17 protein-coding genes are annotated in these 18466 nt (G+C 62.4%); 11 read left to right on the top strand and 6 right to left on the bottom strand.

Going from position 1 to position 18466, the window contains the following annotated elements; all coding sequences use genetic code 11:
* Positions 1 to 60: 60 nt before the first annotated feature.
* The 3 genes from AC1RKJ_RS02970 to purM form a co-directional block, all read right to left on the bottom strand.
* A complete protein-coding gene (locus tag AC1RKJ_RS02970; RefSeq protein WP_492789409.1) occupies positions 61 to 1119 on the bottom strand; it encodes an autotransporter outer membrane beta-barrel domain-containing protein in 1059 nt (352 codons plus the stop codon).
* Positions 1120 to 1342: 223 nt separating this feature from the next.
* On the bottom strand, positions 1343 to 1999 hold the full coding sequence (gene purN / locus AC1RKJ_RS02965; RefSeq protein ID WP_492789408.1) for a phosphoribosylglycinamide formyltransferase: 657 nt from the start codon (positions 1997 to 1999) through the stop codon (positions 1343 to 1345).
* Between the two features lies 1 nt (position 2000).
* The gene (gene purM, locus AC1RKJ_RS02960; RefSeq protein ID WP_492789407.1) at positions 2001 to 3074 is read right to left on the bottom strand and encodes a phosphoribosylformylglycinamidine cyclo-ligase; all 1074 of its coding nucleotides are present in this window, start codon (positions 3072 to 3074) and stop codon (positions 2001 to 2003) included.
* A 171-nt stretch (positions 3075 to 3245) separates the two neighbouring features.
* On the opposite strand from purM, the gene AC1RKJ_RS02955 reads away from it, so the two are divergent.
* The 5 genes from AC1RKJ_RS02955 (at position 3246) to AC1RKJ_RS02935 (ending at position 9417) form a co-directional block, all read left to right on the top strand.
* On the top strand, positions 3246 to 3791 hold the full coding sequence (locus tag AC1RKJ_RS02955) for a CDP-alcohol phosphatidyltransferase family protein (RefSeq protein ID WP_492789406.1): 546 nt from the start codon (positions 3246 to 3248) through the stop codon (positions 3789 to 3791).
* Positions 3792 to 3846: 55 nt separating this feature from the next.
* Positions 3847 to 4530: a P-loop NTPase family protein gene (locus AC1RKJ_RS02950; protein ID WP_492789405.1), complete on the top strand. Its 684-nt coding sequence runs from the start codon at positions 3847 to 3849 to the stop codon at positions 4528 to 4530.
* A gap of 127 nt (positions 4531 to 4657) precedes the next feature.
* On the top strand, positions 4658 to 6844 hold the full coding sequence (locus tag AC1RKJ_RS02945) for an RNA degradosome polyphosphate kinase (RefSeq protein ID WP_492789404.1): 2187 nt from the start codon (positions 4658 to 4660) through the stop codon (positions 6842 to 6844).
* Between the two features lie 19 nt (positions 6845 to 6863).
* Positions 6864 to 8393 (top strand): exopolyphosphatase, encoded by a 1530-nt coding sequence (gene ppx, locus AC1RKJ_RS02940; protein WP_492789403.1) that lies wholly within the window; start codon positions 6864 to 6866, stop codon positions 8391 to 8393.
* 88 nt (positions 8394 to 8481) lie between these two features.
* Positions 8482 to 9417 carry a glutaminase gene (locus AC1RKJ_RS02935; RefSeq protein WP_492789402.1) on the top strand — a complete coding sequence of 312 codons (936 nt, stop codon included), beginning with the start codon at positions 8482 to 8484 and terminating at the stop codon, positions 9415 to 9417.
* 109 nt (positions 9418 to 9526) lie between these two features.
* Here AC1RKJ_RS02935 and AC1RKJ_RS02930 read toward each other — a convergent pair whose 3' ends face one another.
* A complete protein-coding gene (locus AC1RKJ_RS02930) occupies positions 9527 to 9709 on the bottom strand; it encodes a DUF2735 domain-containing protein (protein WP_492789401.1) in 183 nt (60 codons plus the stop codon).
* Between the two features lie 460 nt (positions 9710 to 10169).
* Here AC1RKJ_RS02930 and AC1RKJ_RS02925 point away from each other — a divergent pair, with 460 nt between their 5' ends.
* The 3 genes from AC1RKJ_RS02925 (at position 10170) to alkB (ending at position 12912) form a co-directional block, all read left to right on the top strand.
* On the top strand, positions 10170 to 11207 hold the full coding sequence (locus tag AC1RKJ_RS02925; protein ID WP_492789400.1) for a glutamine synthetase beta-grasp domain-containing protein: 1038 nt from the start codon (positions 10170 to 10172) through the stop codon (positions 11205 to 11207).
* Between the two features lie 256 nt (positions 11208 to 11463).
* Positions 11464 to 12204, top strand: a complete 741-nt coding sequence (locus AC1RKJ_RS02920) for a 2OG-Fe(II) oxygenase (protein ID WP_492789399.1) — start codon at positions 11464 to 11466, stop codon at positions 12202 to 12204.
* Between the two features lie 57 nt (positions 12205 to 12261).
* Positions 12262 to 12912 (top strand): DNA oxidative demethylase AlkB, encoded by a 651-nt coding sequence (gene alkB / locus AC1RKJ_RS02915; protein WP_492789398.1) that lies wholly within the window; start codon positions 12262 to 12264, stop codon positions 12910 to 12912.
* A 35-nt stretch (positions 12913 to 12947) separates the two neighbouring features.
* On the opposite strand, the gene AC1RKJ_RS02910 is transcribed toward alkB, so the two are convergent.
* A complete protein-coding gene (locus AC1RKJ_RS02910; RefSeq protein WP_492789397.1) occupies positions 12948 to 13844 on the bottom strand; it encodes a GNAT family N-acetyltransferase in 897 nt (298 codons plus the stop codon).
* A 25-nt stretch (positions 13845 to 13869) separates the two neighbouring features.
* Positions 13870 to 15024, bottom strand: a complete 1155-nt coding sequence (gene rnd / locus AC1RKJ_RS02905) for a ribonuclease D (RefSeq protein WP_492789396.1) — start codon at positions 15022 to 15024, stop codon at positions 13870 to 13872.
* Between the two features lie 270 nt (positions 15025 to 15294).
* Between rnd and AC1RKJ_RS02900 the strand changes: the two genes are divergently transcribed.
* The 3 genes from AC1RKJ_RS02900 to aspS all read left to right on the top strand — a co-directional run bounded on the left by AC1RKJ_RS02900 (position 15295) and on the right by aspS (position 18452).
* Positions 15295 to 15549, top strand: a complete 255-nt coding sequence (locus AC1RKJ_RS02900; RefSeq protein WP_492789395.1) for a hypothetical protein — start codon at positions 15295 to 15297, stop codon at positions 15547 to 15549.
* 111 nt (positions 15550 to 15660) lie between these two features.
* Positions 15661 to 16509, top strand: a complete 849-nt coding sequence (locus AC1RKJ_RS02895) for a VOC family protein (protein ID WP_492789394.1) — start codon at positions 15661 to 15663, stop codon at positions 16507 to 16509.
* A gap of 170 nt (positions 16510 to 16679) precedes the next feature.
* The gene (aspS, locus tag AC1RKJ_RS02890) at positions 16680 to 18452 is read left to right on the top strand and encodes an aspartate--tRNA ligase (RefSeq protein WP_492789393.1); all 1773 of its coding nucleotides are present in this window, start codon (positions 16680 to 16682) and stop codon (positions 18450 to 18452) included.
* Positions 18453 to 18466: the final 14 nt, after the last annotated feature.

The raw sequence follows: 18466 nt of genomic DNA, 5'->3' as shown, positions 1-18466 counted from the left end.
GGCCGCGTGTATCTGAATTTTCTCGTCGCAATCACTTCCCGCGATGACGCGGAAGCCAGCTCACCACTTCAGCTCGACGCCAAGCGTGCCCTGGTGCGATTCGAAGCCGTCGCGGAACCTGCCGTCGTAGTTGGCATAGAACCTGACCGCGTTGCTGTAGATATAGGACGCAGCCGCGCCGGCGTCGGCGCCGTTCCGGCTTTCGCGAATGCCCTGCACGGTGATGGCGTTGTTGTTCACGAGGCTGACCTGCACCGAGCCGACGTTCTGGGAGAAGTTGTCCACGAACTTGCCGTAGGCCGATACGTCGAACGCCTGCTGGCCGATGATCCAGTAGTGGCCGACCTCGGCCCCCGCCAGCACACGCGCGCGCTCGCCGTGCGCCTCTGCGACGCTCACCGGCTGCAAGCCGCCGACCTCGCTGAAACGGTCGGTGCGCGCCGAAACGTATTCAAGCGCGACCTTGGGCACGATGCGGCTCTGACCGAAGGAATAGTTGTAGTTCAGTTCGCCGAGCACGCCGTCGATGCTGCCGCGGTAATTGGCGAGGGCGCCTCCAAGCGGCGTTGCCCGGATTGAACTGATACGGGCAAAGCCATGCACGGCCGCTGCCGCCACAGTCCAAGGGCCGTTGGTGTAGGACGCGTTGACGCCGATCTGGGTCATGCCCAGCGAGGCGCTTTGCAGCGCGATCGGAACATCGATTTGCGTGCGGCTCTCGTCGGCGGAGAAGCCGACATTCAGGCCGGGCGCGACGGTTGCGCCTATGCCGCCGACAACGCCGAGCGCCTTGCGCCGGTCGCCGACGAATGTTCCCTGCGCGGCGGTGTGCGCGCTGAGGCCGTAGCCTTCGGCCCAGGTCCGGTACAGCGGTTCGGCAGTGCTTTGCGACGCGCCACCGCCGCCGGAATTATCGCGCGCGGCGAATCCGTAAGTGGCCTCGCGGCCGAGGCGTTGCAGGAAGCTGCTGCCGATGTCGAACTGGGCGGCGTGGGCGGCGAAATGAGAATTGTTGTCGGTGGCGTCGGGAAAGACGGGAGGCGGGACGAACTGCGCGTTGGCGTTCGAGGCTGCGCAAATAACGCCGGCCGCGGGCATTATCGCGAGCAGCAATTTCATTCGGCTCAGGCTCGTTCGCGCCGCTGAAATTGTCATGACAACCGGAACTCGAAATGGATTTGCTGCAATGGCGTCCAGCGATTTGCCCTGAATCCACTGCTTGCGTCAATGTTTCGGGGCGGATCGGGTGGGCCATAGCCGTCCTCTGTGGTGGCGTGGCCACAGAGGACGGGAGGCCTGACCGGGCTTCGCGGCAACGAAGCAGATGCTATGTCGGTCGCGTCTAGATAACCGCCGGCGAAATCAGCGTGTCATCTGGGCTACCGTTCGCGTCGGTCTTGCACACGCCGTTCTCCAGCCGTGTGCCGCCGCTTGCGACCAGGCGCAGCGCATCCGGATAGATCTGATGCTCGACGCCGAGTACGCGTTTAGCCAGCGTGTCGGGTGTGTCATCTCCGAGCACGGCGACCGCGCCCTGCATCACGATGGGGCCGGAATCCATTTCCGGCACCACGAAATGCACCGTCGCGCCGTGAATCTTGACGCCATCCGCAAGCGCGCGCTCGTGGGTATCCAGTCCCTTGTACGACGGCAGCAGGGCCGGGTGGATGTTCAGCATCCGGCCGTCCCACTGTTTGACGAACCATGGTGTCAGCAACCGGAGAAACCCGGCGAGACACACCAGATCGACGTTGTGCTTGAGAAGGGTATCCTGCAACGCGCGCTCGAACGCTTCGCGATCCTTGCCGAATAGCTTGCTCTCGATGGTCGCGGTTTCGATCCCGGCACCGGAGGCCTTGGCGAGGCCGCCCGCGCCCGCGATGTTCGACACCACGAGGATAATCTCGGCGGGGAAGTCCTGCGCTTTGGCCGCGTCGATCAGCGCGGTCATGTTCGATCCGCGCCCCGAGATCAGAATGGCGACGCGGCGTTTTGCCATCTCAGTCCGCCAGATCGAGGTGGCCGTCATAAATGACGCGCTCGTCGCCTGATGCCTCGACGACTTCGCCGAGATCGACGACGCGCTCGCCGGCACCTGCGAAAATCTCCATCACCTCGACAAGCTGCTCGCGCTTGACGATCGCGATCATGCCGATGCCGCAGTTGAAGGTGCGCAGAAGTTCGAGTTCGGCGATGTTGCCTTCCGCCGCCAGCCACTTGAACACCGGCAACACTGGAACGGCAGTCAGATCGATGCGGACGCCGAGATGCTTCGGCAATACGCGGGGAATGTTGTCGGTGAAGCCGCCGCCGGTGATGTGCGCGAGGCCCTTGACCGCGCCGGTCTGGCGGATCGCCGCGAGACAGGATTTCACATAGAGCTTCGTCGGGGCGAGCAGCGCGCCGCCGAGCGTCATCACGGGCGCAAACGGCGCGGGCGCGTCGAATGTCACGCCGGATTTCTCGACCACCTTGCGCACCAGCGAGAAGCCGTTGGAATGGACGCCCGAGGAGGCGAGGCCAATCACCGCGTCGCCCGGGCCGATGTCCTTGTGCGGCAGCAGTGTGCCGCGCTCGGCTGCGCCTACCGCGAAGCCCGCGAGGTCATAGTCGCCGTCCTTGTAGAGGCCGGGCATTTCGGCAGTCTCGCCGCCGATCAGCGCGCAGCCGGATTCGCGGCAGCCTTCCGCGACGCCGGCCACGATCGAGGCGGTGGCCTCGGGGTCGAGCTTGCCGCAGGCAAAGTAATCCAGAAAGAACAGCGGTTCCGCGCCCTGGACCACGAGATCGTTGACCGACATCGCCACGAGGTCGATGCCGATGCCGCCGTGGATTCCGGTCTCGATGGCAATCTTGACCTTGGTGCCGACGCCGTCGGTGGCGGCGACCAGAACGGGATCCTTGAAGCCCGCGGCCTTGAGGTCGAACAGGCCGCCGAATCCGCCGATTTCAGCGTCGGCGCCCGCCCGCGCGGTGGCGCGCACCAGCGGCTTGATGAGGTCCACCAGACGGTTTCCGGCGTCGATATCGACGCCGGCGGACGAATAGGTCAGGCCGGATTTTTGATCGGTCATGCCAAGTTTCCGAGAGTATGCCGGTGGTTACGTCGGATTTTGCGCTGGCGCAATGGCTGGCGGGGCGGCTGTGCATAGCTATGTAGAACGTTCGGGCACTGGGCCGCAGTCCCGTGTCCTAGGCAAGGTCGCACCGGGCCGCTACAACAATGGGGAGCCGGGAAAAGTCGCGTGAATCTGCCGAACATCATTACTTTGGGCCGCATCCTGCTGGTGCCGGTCATCGTCTGGGCCATCGCGTCGAACCAGATGACCATCGCCTTCGTCATCTTTGTGGTGGCGGGGGTCAGCGACGCCATCGACGGCTTTCTGGCCAAGCGGTTCAACATGACCACCGAGATCGGGGCGCTGCTCGATCCCGTCGCCGACAAGGCGCTGCTGGTCTCGATCTATGTCACGCTCGGAATCTCCGGCGATATCCCGCGCTGGCTTGTCATCCTGGTGGTGTCGCGCGATTTCATGATCGTGGGCGCCGTGATTGTCTCGTGGATTCTCGACAATCCGGTTCCGATGAAGCCACTGATGGTGTCCAAGCTCAACACCGTGGCGCAGGTGTCGTTCGCAGCGCTGGTGCTGGCCTCGCTCGGCTTCCAGTTCAATGCGTCGCCCTACGAGATCATTCTGGCGGGTTGCGTGACGGTCTTGACGCTGCTTTCGGTGTCCTTCTATCTCGTGGAATGGGCACGGCACATGAGCGCGACCGCGCCGATACCGTGATACACTTCAAAAGCAGCATGTTGCGTAGACCGGGTGGTTCGGTCAGGAGTCTTGCTTGGTAGCGCGCGTTCGCCCCCGTCAGTTGGCCTTTGCGTTGCCGCACGCGGAAAGCCTGACGCGCGACAACTTCATGGAAGGCTCCGCCAACGCGCAGGCGCTGGCGCTGATCGATGCGTGGCCGGACTGGCCGAACCGCGTCATGATGCTGGTCGGCCCAGAGGGCTGCGGCAAAAGTCATCTCGCATCGATCTGGGCGGCGGAGGCAGGCGCGCGCTCGGTCGCAGCGCATACGCTGACGCCAGACAACGTGCCGGACGAACTCGCCACCGGCGCGCTGGTCGTCGATGATCTTGACCCGGCGTCGTTCGATGAGCGCGCGCTGTTTCATTTATTGAATCTCGCACGCGAAGACGAGGCCTATGTCCTGCTGACGGGACGGACGTTGCCGTCCTTGTTCCCGGTGGACCTGCGCGACCTGCGCTCGCGTCTGCGCGCGGTGTCGGTGGTGACGCTGACGCCGCCGGACGACCAGTTGTTTCGGGCGCTGATCGTCAAATTCTGCGCCGACCGCCAGATGAGCGTGGACGACAGCATCGTGAGCTACCTCGCAACCCGGATCGAGCGTTCTTTCGCTGCGGCGCGGCACGCGGTCGAATTGCTGGACAGCGAGGCGCTGCGGCAGCGCCGGCCGGTGACGCGGGCGCTGGCTGCGGAAATCCTCAAGGACACTGCGGCCTGATCGCGCAGGGACTTGGTCATTAACCTGTCCTGGCCCATCATGTCATCGAACTGTCATGACGCTGGCACATTGTCTCCGTGGAAACCGTCCACATTACGGGCTGTTGATGTGAATAAGGTCTCGCTTTATGGATTCCGCGCAAGCTATTGTTAGAAAAGAAGAAACCGAAGAAATTACGGTTCCGGCATCAATTGGGTCAAGTTCCGATCGCTTCATCAACCGCGAGCTTTCGTGGCTTCACTTCAATCGCCGCGTGCTTGAAGAGTCGGTCAACCTCAACCACCCGGCGCTGGAGCGGGTCCGGTTCCTGTCTATTTCCGCCAACAACCTTGACGAGTTCTTCATGGTCCGCGTTGCGGGTCTCAAGGCTCAGGTCCGTGAGGGCATCAACGAGCGCAGCCCGGACGGCTCGACGCCCACCGAACAGCTCGCGAAGATCAACGAAACGGTCTCGAAGCTGGCCAGTGACCAGCAGGAGATCTGGCGCGACCTGCGCAACATCCTGTCCGGAGTGGGCATCGTCCTCGTCGACGGCAAGGATGTCAGCAAGACCGAGACGGCCTGGATCGAAGATCACTTCCTCCACAATATCTTTCCGCTGCTGACGCCGCTGGCGATCGATCCCGCGCATCCGTTCCCGTTCATCCCGAGCCTCGGCTTCACCATCGCGCTGCATCTGGCGCGGGTGTCCGACGGCAAGGCGATGAATGCGCTGATCCGCATGCCGGGCAAGATCGACCGCTTCATCCGTTTGCCTGCCGGCAAGGATGGCTCGGTCCGCCTCATCACGCTGGAGCAGGCCACCGGACTGTTCATCGGGCGGCTGTTCCCGGGCTACACCGTCAAGGGGCAGGGCGCGTTCCGCATCATTCGCGACTCCGAACTGGAAATCGAGGAAGAGGCCGAGGATCTGGTTCGCCTGTTCGAGTCGGCGCTGAAACGCCGCCGCCGCGGGTCGGTGATCCGTCTTGAGATCGAAGCCCATATGCCTGACGAACTGCGCGCATTCGTGCAGCGCGCCCTGTCAGTGCCTGACGACGACGTGCTTCTTGTCGACGGCGTGCTGGCCATGAACGAACTGTCGCAACTGACGCGGCTCGACCGCCCCGATCTCGAGTTCACGCCTTATGTGCCGCGCCATCCCGAGCGCGTACGCGATCACGGCGGCGACATCTTCGCGGCGATCCGGCAGAAGGATCTGGTCGTCCATCACCCGTATGAATCGTTCGACGTCGTGGTGCAGTTCCTGCAACAGGCGGCGCGCGATCCCGATGTCGTCGCCATCAAGCAGACGCTGTATCGCACCTCGCGCGATTCACCGATCGTGCGGACGCTCGCCGAGGCGGCGGAGGCGGGCAAGTCGGTGACGGCGCTGGTCGAACTGAAAGCGCGTTTCGACGAAGAGGCCAACATCCGCTGGGCGCGCGATCTTGAACGCGCGGGCGTGCAGGTGGTCTATGGATTCCTCGAACTGAAAACCCACGCCAAGCTGTCGCTGGTGGTGCGCCGGGAAGGCGCCGGGCTCACGACCTACGTTCACGCCGGCACCGGCAACTACCATCCCGTTACCGCGCGCATCTACACGGACCTGTCGTACTTCACCTCGGACCCTGTGATCGCGCGCGACGCCGCACGCGTCTTCAACTACATCACCGGCTATGCCGAGCCGCGCGACATCGAGAAGATGGGCGTGTCGCCGCTGACGCTGCGCAAGCGGATGATCGAGCACATCCACGGCGAGAGCAACCATGCGCGCCATGGCAAGCCGGGTGCGATCTGGCTGAAGATGAATTCGCTGGTCGATCCGGAGATCATCGACGCGCTGTACGAAGCCTCGCAGGCCGGGGTCTCGATCGATCTGATCATTCGTGGAATCTGCTGCCTGCGGCCCGGTGTGCCGGGCTTGTCGGAGAACATCCGGGTCAAATCGATCATCGGCCGGTTCCTGGAACACGGACGAGTCTATTGCTTCGGCATGGGCCACGGCCTGCCGAGCGCGAAGGCGGCTGTGTATATCTCCTCCGCTGACATGATGCCGCGCAATCTGGACCGCCGGGTCGAGGTGCTGTGTCCGTTGCAAAATCCGACGGTACATCAGCAGGTTCTCGAACAAATCATGGTCGCGAACCTGAAAGACAATGAACAGAGCTGGCGATTGTTGCCGGATGGGTCGTCAACACGTATGAAGGCCGCGAAGGGCGAAGAGCCCTTCAACGTGCACAACTACTTCATGACGAACCCGAGTCTGTCAGGCCGTGGAAAATCGCTCAAAGAATCTTCGCCACGTCGCCTTACGCGCCGTTCGGAGCGTTAGCGGCGCGAAGACCGAATCCGTGGCCCCGGCATCCAGTCGCGAGTCTCATCGCACAGTTCGCAAACCGTCCCGGACGGTGGCTGTCATCGACATCGGGTCGAACTCGGTTCGTCTTGTTGTCTACGAAGACAAGACGCGCAACCTTGCGCCCGTGTTCAACGAGAAGACGTTGTGCGGTCTCGGCCGCGAGGTGCAGTCCACCGGATTGCTGGCGGCCGACGCGGTCGAAAAGGCGCTGGCTGCGCTGAAGCGTTTCAAGGCCCTGTGCAAGATCATGAAGGTCGGCGAGGTCCATGCGATCGCGACCGCGGCCTGCCGTGATGCGACCAACGGTCCGGACTTTATCGCCAGGGCCGAGCGCATCTGTGGATGCAGCATCGAAATTCTGTCCGGCGCGCGCGAGGCGAAACTGTCCGCGCTCGGTGTGGGGTCGGGCGTCTACAAGCCCAATGGTATTGTTGGCGACCTCGGCGGCGGCTCGCTCGAACTGATCGACATTCGCGGTCATCGTATCCGCACCGGCGTGACCCTGCCGCTCGGCGGACTTGCGTTGCAGGACATTTCGCAGAAATCCCTCAAGAAGGCCGAACGGATTGTCGCCGCCGACCTCACCAATCTTCCGGCGCTGAAGGCCGGCAGAGGACGCACGTTTTACGCCGTCGGCGGAACGTGGCGCGCGCTGGCGCGCATCCACATCATCCAGAGCGGTTATCCGCTGCGGGTGATGCACGGCTATACGATCCCCGCAGCAGATGCCCTCGATTTCGCGCGGCGGCTTCGCCGTCTCGCCGCCAGCAACACGCTGGCCGATATAGAAACAGTTGCGGATGCCCGCCGTCCGCTGCTGGCCTACGCGGCGCTCGTGCTCGAATACATTATCCGTATCGCGAAGCCGAAGACCATCGTGTTCTCGACCTACGGCGTCCGCGAAGGCTTGCTCTACGAGATGTTGCCCGAGAAGGAGCGGCAAAAGGACGGGTTGATCGCGACGGCGCATACGCTGAACGAATTGCGCTCGCGTTCGCCGCGTCACGCGGACGATCTGATCGCGTGGACCGACAAGTTGTTCCGGGTTGCGGGTCTGCGCGAGAACGAAGACGAGAAGCGGTTGCGTCATGCGGCGTGCTGGCTGTCCGATGCCGGGTGGCGCGCGCATCCCGATTATCGCGGCGAGCAGACTCTCAACCTCATCACCAACGGCAACTTCGGCGCCGTGACTCACGAAGGCCGGGCGTTTCTGGCGCTCGCTATCTATTATCGCTACGCAGGACTGAACGCCGAAAACGATGCGCCGGAAGTCGTGCGCGCGCTGGTGCCGCCCGCGATGGTCGAACGCGCAAAGCTGATCGGCGCGACGTTCCGCGTGGCCTTCATGATCTCGGCTGCGCAGCGCGGTGTGTTGTCCCATACGCATTTCCGCAATCAGGGCCGGAAGCTCATTCTTGTGTTCGACAAGCGCGCCGCCGATCTCGCCGCTGACCGCGTGACCAATCGCTTCAAGCAATTGGCGCGGCTGATGGGGCGCACCGGCGCGATCGTGAAACCCTAGGGCACGATCAAGGCGCAAACAGCCCTTTTGCGTTGGCACGTTTGTCGCATGACGTGCCGTCAGCCGATATCAACCGAGCCGGAATGACATGAGCAACGCCACTCTCGACCGCGCCGTGAAAGAAACCGTCGACGAGATGGTGAAGCGGGCGGATCGCGGCGACGTCGCGGCCTATATTCCCGAACTGGCGCAGGTCGATGCCAATTCCTTCGGGCTGGTCGTGGTGGACACGAATGGACATGTCGCCGCGGGTGGCGATGCCGACACGCCGTTTTCCATTCAGAGCATCTCCAAGGTTTTCACGCTGACCCTCGCGCTCGGCATGATCGGCGACAAGCTGTGGGAGCGCGTCGGCCGCGAGCCGTCGGGCAGCCCGTTCAATTCCATCGTCCAGCTTGAGCGCGAGCGCGGCATTCCGCGCAATCCGTTTATCAACGCCGGTGCGATCGCCGTGACCGATGCGATCCTGTCCGGACATCAGCCGCGCGAGACGCTGGGTGAAATTCTGCGCTTCCTGCATTTTCTCTCGGGCGACGCCTCGATCAAGATCGATGAAGCGGTCGCAGCGTCCGAGCAGCGCACCGGATTCCGTAACATCGCGCTCGCCAATTACATGAAATCATTCGGCGTGCTGGACAACCCGGTGGACTTCACGCTCGGCGTCTACTTCCATCACTGCGCCATCGCCATGTCGTGCCGGCAGCTTGCGATGGCGGGGCGCTTTCTCGCTCATTCCGGACGCAATCCGTCGACCGGATTTCTGGTCGTTCCGCCGGAACGGGCGCGGCGCATCAATGCCGTGATGCTGACATGCGGGCACTACGACGGCTCGGGTGAATTCGCGTATCGCGTCGGCTTGCCGGGCAAGAGCGGCGTCGGCGGCGGCATCCTGGCCATCGCACCGGGCAAGGCATCCATCGCGGTGTGGTCGCCGGGTCTCGATGCCAACGGCAATTCGCGGCTCGGGCGGGTGGCGCTGGAAATCCTGAGCAAGCGGCTCGGGTGGTCGATCTTCGGGGCTTAGGTTTTTTAGCAGCCTTCAAAGCGAAAGGGCCGAAGCATGTGCTCCGACCCTTGTCATATCGTGCGTTTCACCGGGCTGCGTGGCCCGGGCGTCAGATCATCCGGCGGCATCAGTGCTCGCTGCCACGGTTGGCTTCTTCGATGGCCTCGTCGTGATACCAGCCGCTGCCGGTCGAAACGCGCGCGTATTCGATAGGGGTCTTGGCTGGCTCAAGGCGGTTGCTGAGTGCCGCGCGGCCCCCAACTGGGAACTGGTAGATCTTGGCCGTCGGTTGGGTCGAATTGGGTGTCATTCCGGTCTCCTCTCGGTGTGCGCGTCGGCGCCTCGAGATCTGATATAGTTGGAACGCACGTCTTTTGCGCGGTTTGCCCTAAATAAAGCAGGCAAATGCATACAATTTGCGCAATCTCGATTCTGCGCCTTCACTCAGCATGCGCTTGAAATGTTAACGCCCTCGCACTTGAAGAGTTTCACGGTTTTCGGCGTGTCAGTGCTGCCGCCACCAAACGAGGCAGGTGTAAAAACTGGCGTAAAAACACGCACCAGCGCAAACAGCGTCCGCGAATCACCTCGCATCGGGTGTCGGGAAATCCGGCCCGGCGGTCTGTGGACAGAGCCCGGATCGCGTGCCGCCAACGTGCGAGTTGGCATATTAAATGCTTGTTAAGGCGCAGCCGTTTGCAGCCGGAACTTCCGGAAGCTAAATCGGCCGGGAATTTAGCACCGCAATCCTTCACTCAAGAGAGATCGCAATGACAAAGTACAAGCTCGAGTACGTCTGGCTCGATGGCTATACGCCGACCCCAAATCTTCGCGGCAAAACCCAGATCAAGGAATTCGACGCATTTCCGACGCTTGAGCAGCTCCCGCTGTGGGGCTTCGACGGAAGTTCGACCATGCAGGCCGAAGGCAGCAACTCCGATTGCGTGCTGAAGCCGGTCCGCGTTTTCCCGGACGCCGCGCGCACCAATGGCGTGCTGGTGATGTGCGAAGTCATGATGCCCGACGGCAAGACCGCGCATCCTTCGAACCGGCGCGCGACCATCCTCGACGACGAGGGCGCATGGTTCGGCTTCGAACAGGAATACTTCTTCTACAAGGACGGCCGTCCGCTCGGTTTCCCCACCGCAGGCTATCCTGCGCCGCAGGGCCCGTATTACACCGGCGTCGGCTACAGCAATGTCGGTTCGGTCGCGCGCAAGATCGTCGAGGAGCATCTCGACCTCTGCCTCGCCGCCGGCATCAACCATGAAGGCATCAACGCGGAAGTCGCGAAGGGCCAGTGGGAATTCCAGATCTTCGGCAAGGGCTCCAAGCGCGCCGCCGATGAAATGTGGATGGCCCGCTACCTGTTGCAGCGGCTGACCGAGAAGTACGAGATCGACATCGAGTTCCACTGCAAGCCGCTCGGCGACACGGATTGGAACGGCTCCGGCATGCACGCCAACTTCTCCACCGAGTACATGCGCACGGTCGGCGGCAAGGAGTATTTCGAAGCGCTGATGAAGCAGTTCGACAAGAATCTCATGGACCACATCGCCGTCTATGGCCCGGACAACGACAAGCGTCTGACCGGCAAGCACGAGACCGCGCCGTGGAACAAGTTCAGCTACGGCATCGCGGATCGCGGCGCGTCCATTCGCGTCCCGCATTCCTTCATCAACAACGGATACAAGGGCTATCTCGAAGATCGCCGTCCGAACTCGCAGGGCGACCCGTACGCCATCGCTTCCCAGATCCTGAAGACGATCTCGGAAGTGCCGGCCGGCGCCAAGGCAGCTGCTGCTTAAGGCATGATCCCGAAAAGTGGGAACCGGTTTTCGGATCAGATCATGCCCGCTTAAGAGAGATTGTCATCTCACGATCGACATGCCCGAGCCATGAGTTACCCCTTTTGGCTCGGGTGATAGCCGGGGAGGAAGTTCGTGGCTTCCGCCCCGGCTTTGCTTTTGTGCGAAACATCACGCGACACGTTCAAACCCGGAAATCGGGTGGAAGGTGGTTCGCGTTTGACCTAATTCCGGCTCACCAGACAGGGAGCCGATCATGGTCGCAGCAGCAAAAATCAAAACCACCAGTCCGTCTGAATCTGCGCGCGTCAACGCGATGGACTGGCCACGCATTGCCACGCATCTCGACGGCAATGGCTGGGCGGTGCTGAACTGCCTGCTGTCCTCGGATGAGTGCCGCTCGCTCGCTGGTCTTTACGGCGAAGACGGAATTTTCCGCAGTCATATCATCATGGGTCGGCACGGCTTCGGACGCGGTGAGTACAAATACTTTTCCTATCCGCTGCCGGACCTGATCGCCGGTTTGCGGACAGCTTTGTATCCGCAGCTTGCACCCATCGCCAATCGCTGGAACGAAGCGATGGGAATCGACGTTCGCTATCCCGCCGAACATGCCGATTTCATCAAGCGTTGTCACAAGGCCGGGCAGGCGCGGCCGACGCCGCTGCTGCTTCAGTACGGCGAGGGCGACTACAATTGTCTGCATCAGGACCTGTATGGCGAGCACGTATTTCCGTTGCAGGTCGCGATCCTGCTGTCGGAGCCCGGTGCGGACTTCACCGGCGGCGAGTTCGTGCTGACGGAACAGCGTCCGCGGATGCAGTCGCGCGCGGCGGTGGTGCCGCTGCGCCAGGGTGATGCGGTGGTGTTCGCGGTGCATAACCGTCCGGTGCAAGGGACACGCGGCACGTATCGCGTCAATCTCCGGCACGGTGTCAGCCAGCTGCGCTCCGGCCATCGCCATACGGTCGGCATCATTTTCCACGATGCGAAGTGACATGATCCCGAAAAGTGGGAGCCGGTTTTCGGATCAACTCATGTCTAACCAAGAATCATGACCATGGATTTATTTGATGCCATTGAAAGCGAACCGCGCGATGTGCAGCTGGCGCCCGGCGCGATGCTGCTTGCACGTTTCGCGCGGGCGTTCGAGACGCCCCTGATCGCCGCGATCCACGGCGTGATCGAGTGTTCTCGGTTCCGGCACCTGATCACGCCGGGCGGCCATCGCATGTCAGTGGCGATGAGCAGTTGCGGCACGGCGGGATGGGTGAGCGACCGCACGGGATATCGTTACACGTCTGTCGATCCCGATACCCGGCAACCGTGGCCGCCGATGCCGGCGGTGTTCGCCGACATCGCGTTGCAGGCGGCAGCGAAGGCGGGCTTCGCCGATTTTCGTCCCGATGCCTGTCTCGTCAATCGCTATGAACCGGGCGCGAAGCTGTCGCTGCATCAGGACAAGGACGAACTGGATTTCAACGCGCCGATCGTATCGGTGTCGCTGGGACTGCCTGCAACGTTTCTGTTCGGCGGCATGAACCGGAACGACAAGACCTCGCGTTATCGGCTGACCCATGGCGACGTGGTGGTGTGGGGCGGTCCGGCGCGGCTCGCCTATCACGGTGTGCTGCCACTACCCGATGGCGAGCATTCCTTGCTCGGCCGTCAGCGGATCAATCTGACGTTTAGAAAGACGCGCTAACGTGCTTTTGTCGCAAGACGCGCTGAAGCCCACGGTCACATGAAGCCGGGATTGCGCGGCAAATAACAGGTCCAGTCTCCGAAGTCGCCGGACGACATCAACAGCATCGGAAAGGTGATACGCATTCCGTGATCGACGGCCACACCGAGGGCTGCGTCGCTGGTGCCGGGAATGAAAGCCGTCACCTGTTGGGAGCCTTGTTCGGCCGCGAGTTTCAGCGCGGCCTGGAATGCTCCGCGCATGACGGCGGGCCGAGTGACGGCAAGCGGCCCGATATGGCCGTCGGGATTGACGTAGACATAACCAACGCAATCGCTTCCCGAGCGCAGAATGAATCCTTTCATCGCAGCATCGCCCATGAGGTATCGATGATGTTTCTCGCGCGATATGCCCAGCGCGTGCGCATCGATCCCGGTTAGACTTTGCAGATCGGCGGTCTCGACCGGATCGTTGCGCAATGACGTATCCTGCAAGCGCGCCAGCAGGGTTTCGCGCGAGACCCTGAAAAAATTGAGCGGAAGTCTGGGGAATAGCCCGTGCCGGATGTAGAGACCCTGCGACACGGTGTTGAAAGCGAAGGTGATCAGAGCCTTGTGGGTAGCTCTGTTCCTTTCCGCATGTGCCAGGGTTCGCGCGATGAGTTCATTGCCGATGCCGCGGCTCTGTTGATCCGGAGCCACGAACAGTTCCGCGAGAAACCACAGGTCGCCGCAAACCCAGCTGAATGAGAAGCCGAGAATTTCTCCATTGTCCTCGGCAACCCACAGGCCATCGGGATCGTCCCGCAGGGAGAACAACTGGAAATGCGCCGGCCGCAACGACGCCATTTGCCCAAACCCGTGGCGCTGGGTGAGGTCGTTGATGCTGCGGACAACGAGTTCTTCGGCCTTATCCAGTTCGTGTTCGCGAGCTGGCCGGTATACGATGGACATTGGACGCTCCTATTGCCGGAATGCACTAGGTTTGTTCCCGCTCGACCCGCACCACGCGGCCCTTGTCGATGGCAAGCGCAAGGCGGCCCTTCTTCAAGGCGAGCGCGGCCTCGCCGAACAGCTCACGCCGCCAGCCGTGTAGCGCGCCGACGTCGGCGTTGTCGTCGGCTGCGATCTGTTCGAGATCGTCCACCGTCGCAATCACCTTGCTGGCGACGGCGTGGCGCTCCGAGGTCATGCGCAACAGAACTTTCAGCAGTTCCACCGTCGCGCCGCCGTTGTTATTGCCGCGCGGCTTGTCGAGTTTCGGCAATGTGGTGAGGTCACGCGCGACGCCGCGCTTCACCGCGGCGACGATGTCCTGTCCCCATTTCGATTTATCGAAACCCTTCGGCAACGAACGCAGGCCCGCGAGACGCTCGAGTGTGGTGGGTGCATGCGTGGCGATGTCGCCGATGGCGTCGTCCTTCAGGACGCGCGAGCGCGGCACGTCGCGGGACTGTGCTTCCTGTTCGCGCCATGCGGCGACTTCCATCAATACAGCGAGTTCTTTCGGCTTGCGCACCCGCGTCTTGAGCCGCTCCCAAGCGCGCTCCGGATGGAAGTCGTAGGTGTTCGGCGAGGTGAGGATTTCCATTTCCTCGCTGACCCAATCGCTGCGTCCGCGCTTCTTGAGGTCGGCGTCGAGCGCCGTGAACACGTCGCGCAGATGCGTCACGTCGGCGACGGCGTAAGTCATCTGCTCCTGCGTCAGCGGGCGGCGCGACCAGTCGGTAAAGCGATGGGTCTTGTCGAGCCGCGTGCCGGTGATGCGCTCGACGAGCTGATCGTAGGCGATGGAATCGCCGTAGCCGAGAACCATGGCCGCGACCTGGGTGTCGAACACCGGATGAGGAATGATCCCGGCGCGGTGAAAGATGATTTCAATGTCCTGCCTTGCGGCGTGGAACACCTTGAGCACCGCCTCATTGGCCATCAGCTCGAAGAACGGCGCGAGATCGATGCCCTCGGCGAGGGTGTCGACAACAGCCGCTTCCTCCGCGCTGGCCATCTGCACGACGCAGAGCAGGGGGTAATAGGTGGTTTCGCGCAAAAACTCGGTGTCGACGGTGATAACGCTGTGTTTGGCGAGACGTTGGCAGAGGGCGGCGAGTCCGCTGGTGGTGGTGATAATTTCCATGCGGCTTAATACCGCCTTGAGCGAAATTATCCATGCGAAAATCGGCTAATCGGGCAGGACCACAGAACATGGCAGGGAACGGCCACTATTTCGCGCCGGGCCGGCGAGGCTCCAGCCGCGATAAAAACCTCTATCGCGATGCACTATCCGGGATGAAATGAGCCGTGAAGGAGGGCCTTCTCGTTCGGGCTCCCCCGCGATCGAATGAACCCGGCGCGCTGCGCGCGCGACCAATGGGCATTGTCGATATGAATTTGCGGGAAAGTCGCGATGGCCCAGAAATGTCTTGTCCGGCTCAGTGTTCTTGGCGCACTGGCCGTCGTGCTGGTGCCTGCGATCTGTTCGGCGAACCAGTTGAACATCCATCCCGCGATTCCAGTCAGGCCTCAGATCAATCTCAGCCCGTCGCTTCATATGGACGCCCGGTCGCGCAGTTTCGACAACATCGATCTGTCCGAGACCTGCCGTCCCGACGAGCGCCTCAGGAAAGGCAAACGCGAGCGTCGCTGCCGGCAGGAGCGTTAGGCCTTATTCCGCAAGGTGAAACTCAAGGGTGTCATGCGTTGTCGCGAAGGGGCTGCATTCCTCCGCGTGGTGTGATGTGGTGCGGCTCCACAGCCGGGCCTCGTCACCATCATGATTACCGATCTGGATCACGCCGTCGTTCTCGTTCGCGACATCGAAGCTGGTGTCGCGGGCTATCAGACATTGCTCGGCCGCGCGCCGATGTGGCGCGCGCAAAGCGATGGCGCGGCCACCGCGATCTTCGTGCTCGCCAATACGGCGCTTGAATTGATGGCGCCCGCAGGTGAGGGCGAGACAGCAGATCGCGTTCGCGCGGCGCTCGACAAGCAGGGCGAAGGTCTTGCCAGTCTGGCGTTCGCGGTCGAAGACATCGCCAGCGCGCATCATCGCCTGACGCGGCTCGGCCTTGCGCCGGACGCGATTACCGAAGGCCGGAGCCAGGACGTTGCTTCGAGCCACACGATAACGTGGAAGCGCACGCGCGCCGCGGCAGCGCCGACGCACGGCATCCGGATGTTTTTCATTCAGCGCGACGAATGGCTGGCGCGGTCGCCGGAGACGGCTCCCGCCAGCGTTGATGCGCTCGATCATCTGGTGATCGCAACGCCGGATCCCGAGCGGGCCGCAGCGCTGTATGGCGCGCGGCTTGGGCTGGACATGAAACTCGACCGGACCATTGCCGCGTTGCAGACGCGCTTCCTGTTCTTTCGGGTCGGCGGCCTGGTGTTCGAGATCATCCACAGCCTCAAGAACGGCAAGGGCGACGGTCCCGACAAGGTTTTCGGCCTGTCGTGGCGGGTTGCAGACGTGGAAGCGACACGGGCGCGGCTTACTAATTCCGGTGTCGAGGTCTCCGAGCTGCGCGAGGGCCGCAAGCCCGGAACGCGGGTCTTTACGGTGCGGACGGGCACCTTCGGGGTGCCGACCATCGTGATCCAGCAGGGCCAGCGCGACGACTAGGGGCATCGTCAAACTGCTCGTTGTTTTTCTTGAGTTTTTTCCAAGTTTTGGGGCATTTGAGGCCCACCATCCGGTTGCCGCGTTCCCTTCGCTCGGCTAAACCCTGCGCGCGCACCACTAGCGCCCATACCCCCTGATTCTTGTCTCTGACGCCGTTTTCCAGGATTTTCATGCATCGCTATCGTTCCCACACCTGCGGCGCGCTCCGCGAAGCCGACATTGGTCAAGAGGTCCGGCTGTCCGGCTGGTGTCACCGCATTCGCGACCACGGCGGCCTGCTGTTCATCGACCTGCGCGACCACTACGGGATGACGCAATGCGTGGTGGACCCGGATTCCAAGGCTTTCGGTCTGGCCGAAAAGCTGCGTGCTGAATGGGTGGTAAAGATCGACGGCAAGGTGCGCCGCCGTCCCGAAGGCACGGACAATGCCGACCTGCCGACCGGCGCGGTTGAGCTGTTTATCGCCGATATCGAAGTGCTGGGCGAAGCGGCCGAATTGCCGATGCCGGTGTTCGGCGATCAGGAATATCCTGAGGAAATCCGGCTCAAGTACCGCTTCCTCGATCTGCGTCGCGAAAAGCTGCACCAGAACATCATGACGCGCGGCGCGATTGTCGACTCGATGCGCGCGCGGATGAAGAAGGCCGGCTTCTTCGAATTCCAGACCCCGATCCTCACCGCGTCGTCGCCGGAAGGTGCACGCGACTTCCTCGTGCCGTCACGCATTCATCCCGGCAAATTCTACGCGCTGCCGCAGGCACCGCAGCAGTACAAGCAACTGCTGATGATGTCGGGCTTCGACCGCTACTTCCAGATCGCGCCGTGCTTCCGCGACGAAGACCCGCGCGCCGATCGTCTGCCCGGCGAGTTCTATCAGCTCGATCTCGAGATGAGCTTCGTCACGCAGGACGACGTGTTCGCGGCGATGGAGCCGGTGATCACCGGCGTGTTCGAGGATTTCGCCAAGGGCAAGCCGGTCACCAAGAAGTGGCCGCGCATTCCGTTCGCCGAAGCGCTGCGCAAATACGGCAGCGATAAGCCGGACCTGCGCAATCCGCTGGTGATGCAGGACGTCTCCGAGCACTTCCGCGGTTCGGGCTTCAAGGTGTTCGCGCGGATGCTGGAAGACCCGATCAATCAGGTCTGGGCGATTCCGGGACCGGGCGGCGGCTCGCGCGCCTTCTGTGACCGCATGAACTCGTGGGCGCAGGGCGAAGGCCAGCCGGGCCTCGGTTACATCATGTGGCGCGAAGGCGGTGAGGGTGCAGGCCCGCTCGCCAACAACATCGGTCCTGAGCGCACCGCTGCGGTTCGCGAACAGCTCGGCCTCAAGGAAGGCGACGCGGCGTTCTTCGTCGCGGGCGATCCGTCGAAGTTCTGGAAGTTTGCAGGCCTCGCGCGCACCAAGCTCGGCGAAGAGCTGAACCTGATCGACAAGGACCGGTTCGAGCTGGCGTGGATCGTCGACTTCCCGATGTACGAGTACAACGAGGAAGACAAGAAGGTCGACTTCTCGCACAACCCGTTCTCGATGCCGCAGGGCGGGCTCGAAGCGCTCGAGACGCAGGACCCGCTCACCATCAAGGCGTTCCAGTACGACATCGCCTGCAACGGTTACGAGATCGCGTCGGGCGGCATCCGCAACCATCGCCCGCAGGCGATGGTGAAGGCGTTCGAGATCGCGGGCTATGGCGAGGAAACGGTGATCGAGCGTTTCGGCGGCATGTATCGCGCGTTCCAGTACGGCGCGCCGCCGCATGGCGGCATGGCGGCCGGGGTGGACCGTATTGTCATGCTGCTTTGCGGCACGAACAACCTGCGCGAAATCTCGCTGTTTCCGATGAATCAGCGTGCCGAAGATCTGCTCATGGGGGCGCCGTCAGACGTGACCGCCAAGCAGTTGCGCGAACTTCACATCAGGCTCAATCTGCCGCAGACCTGAACCATATAACCGTC

Source organism: Afipia sp. GW822-FHT04G07, assembly GCF_058800765.1.
The sequence above is the reverse complement of the archived record's forward strand: the minus strand, read 5'-3'. Positions and strand labels throughout refer to the sequence as shown.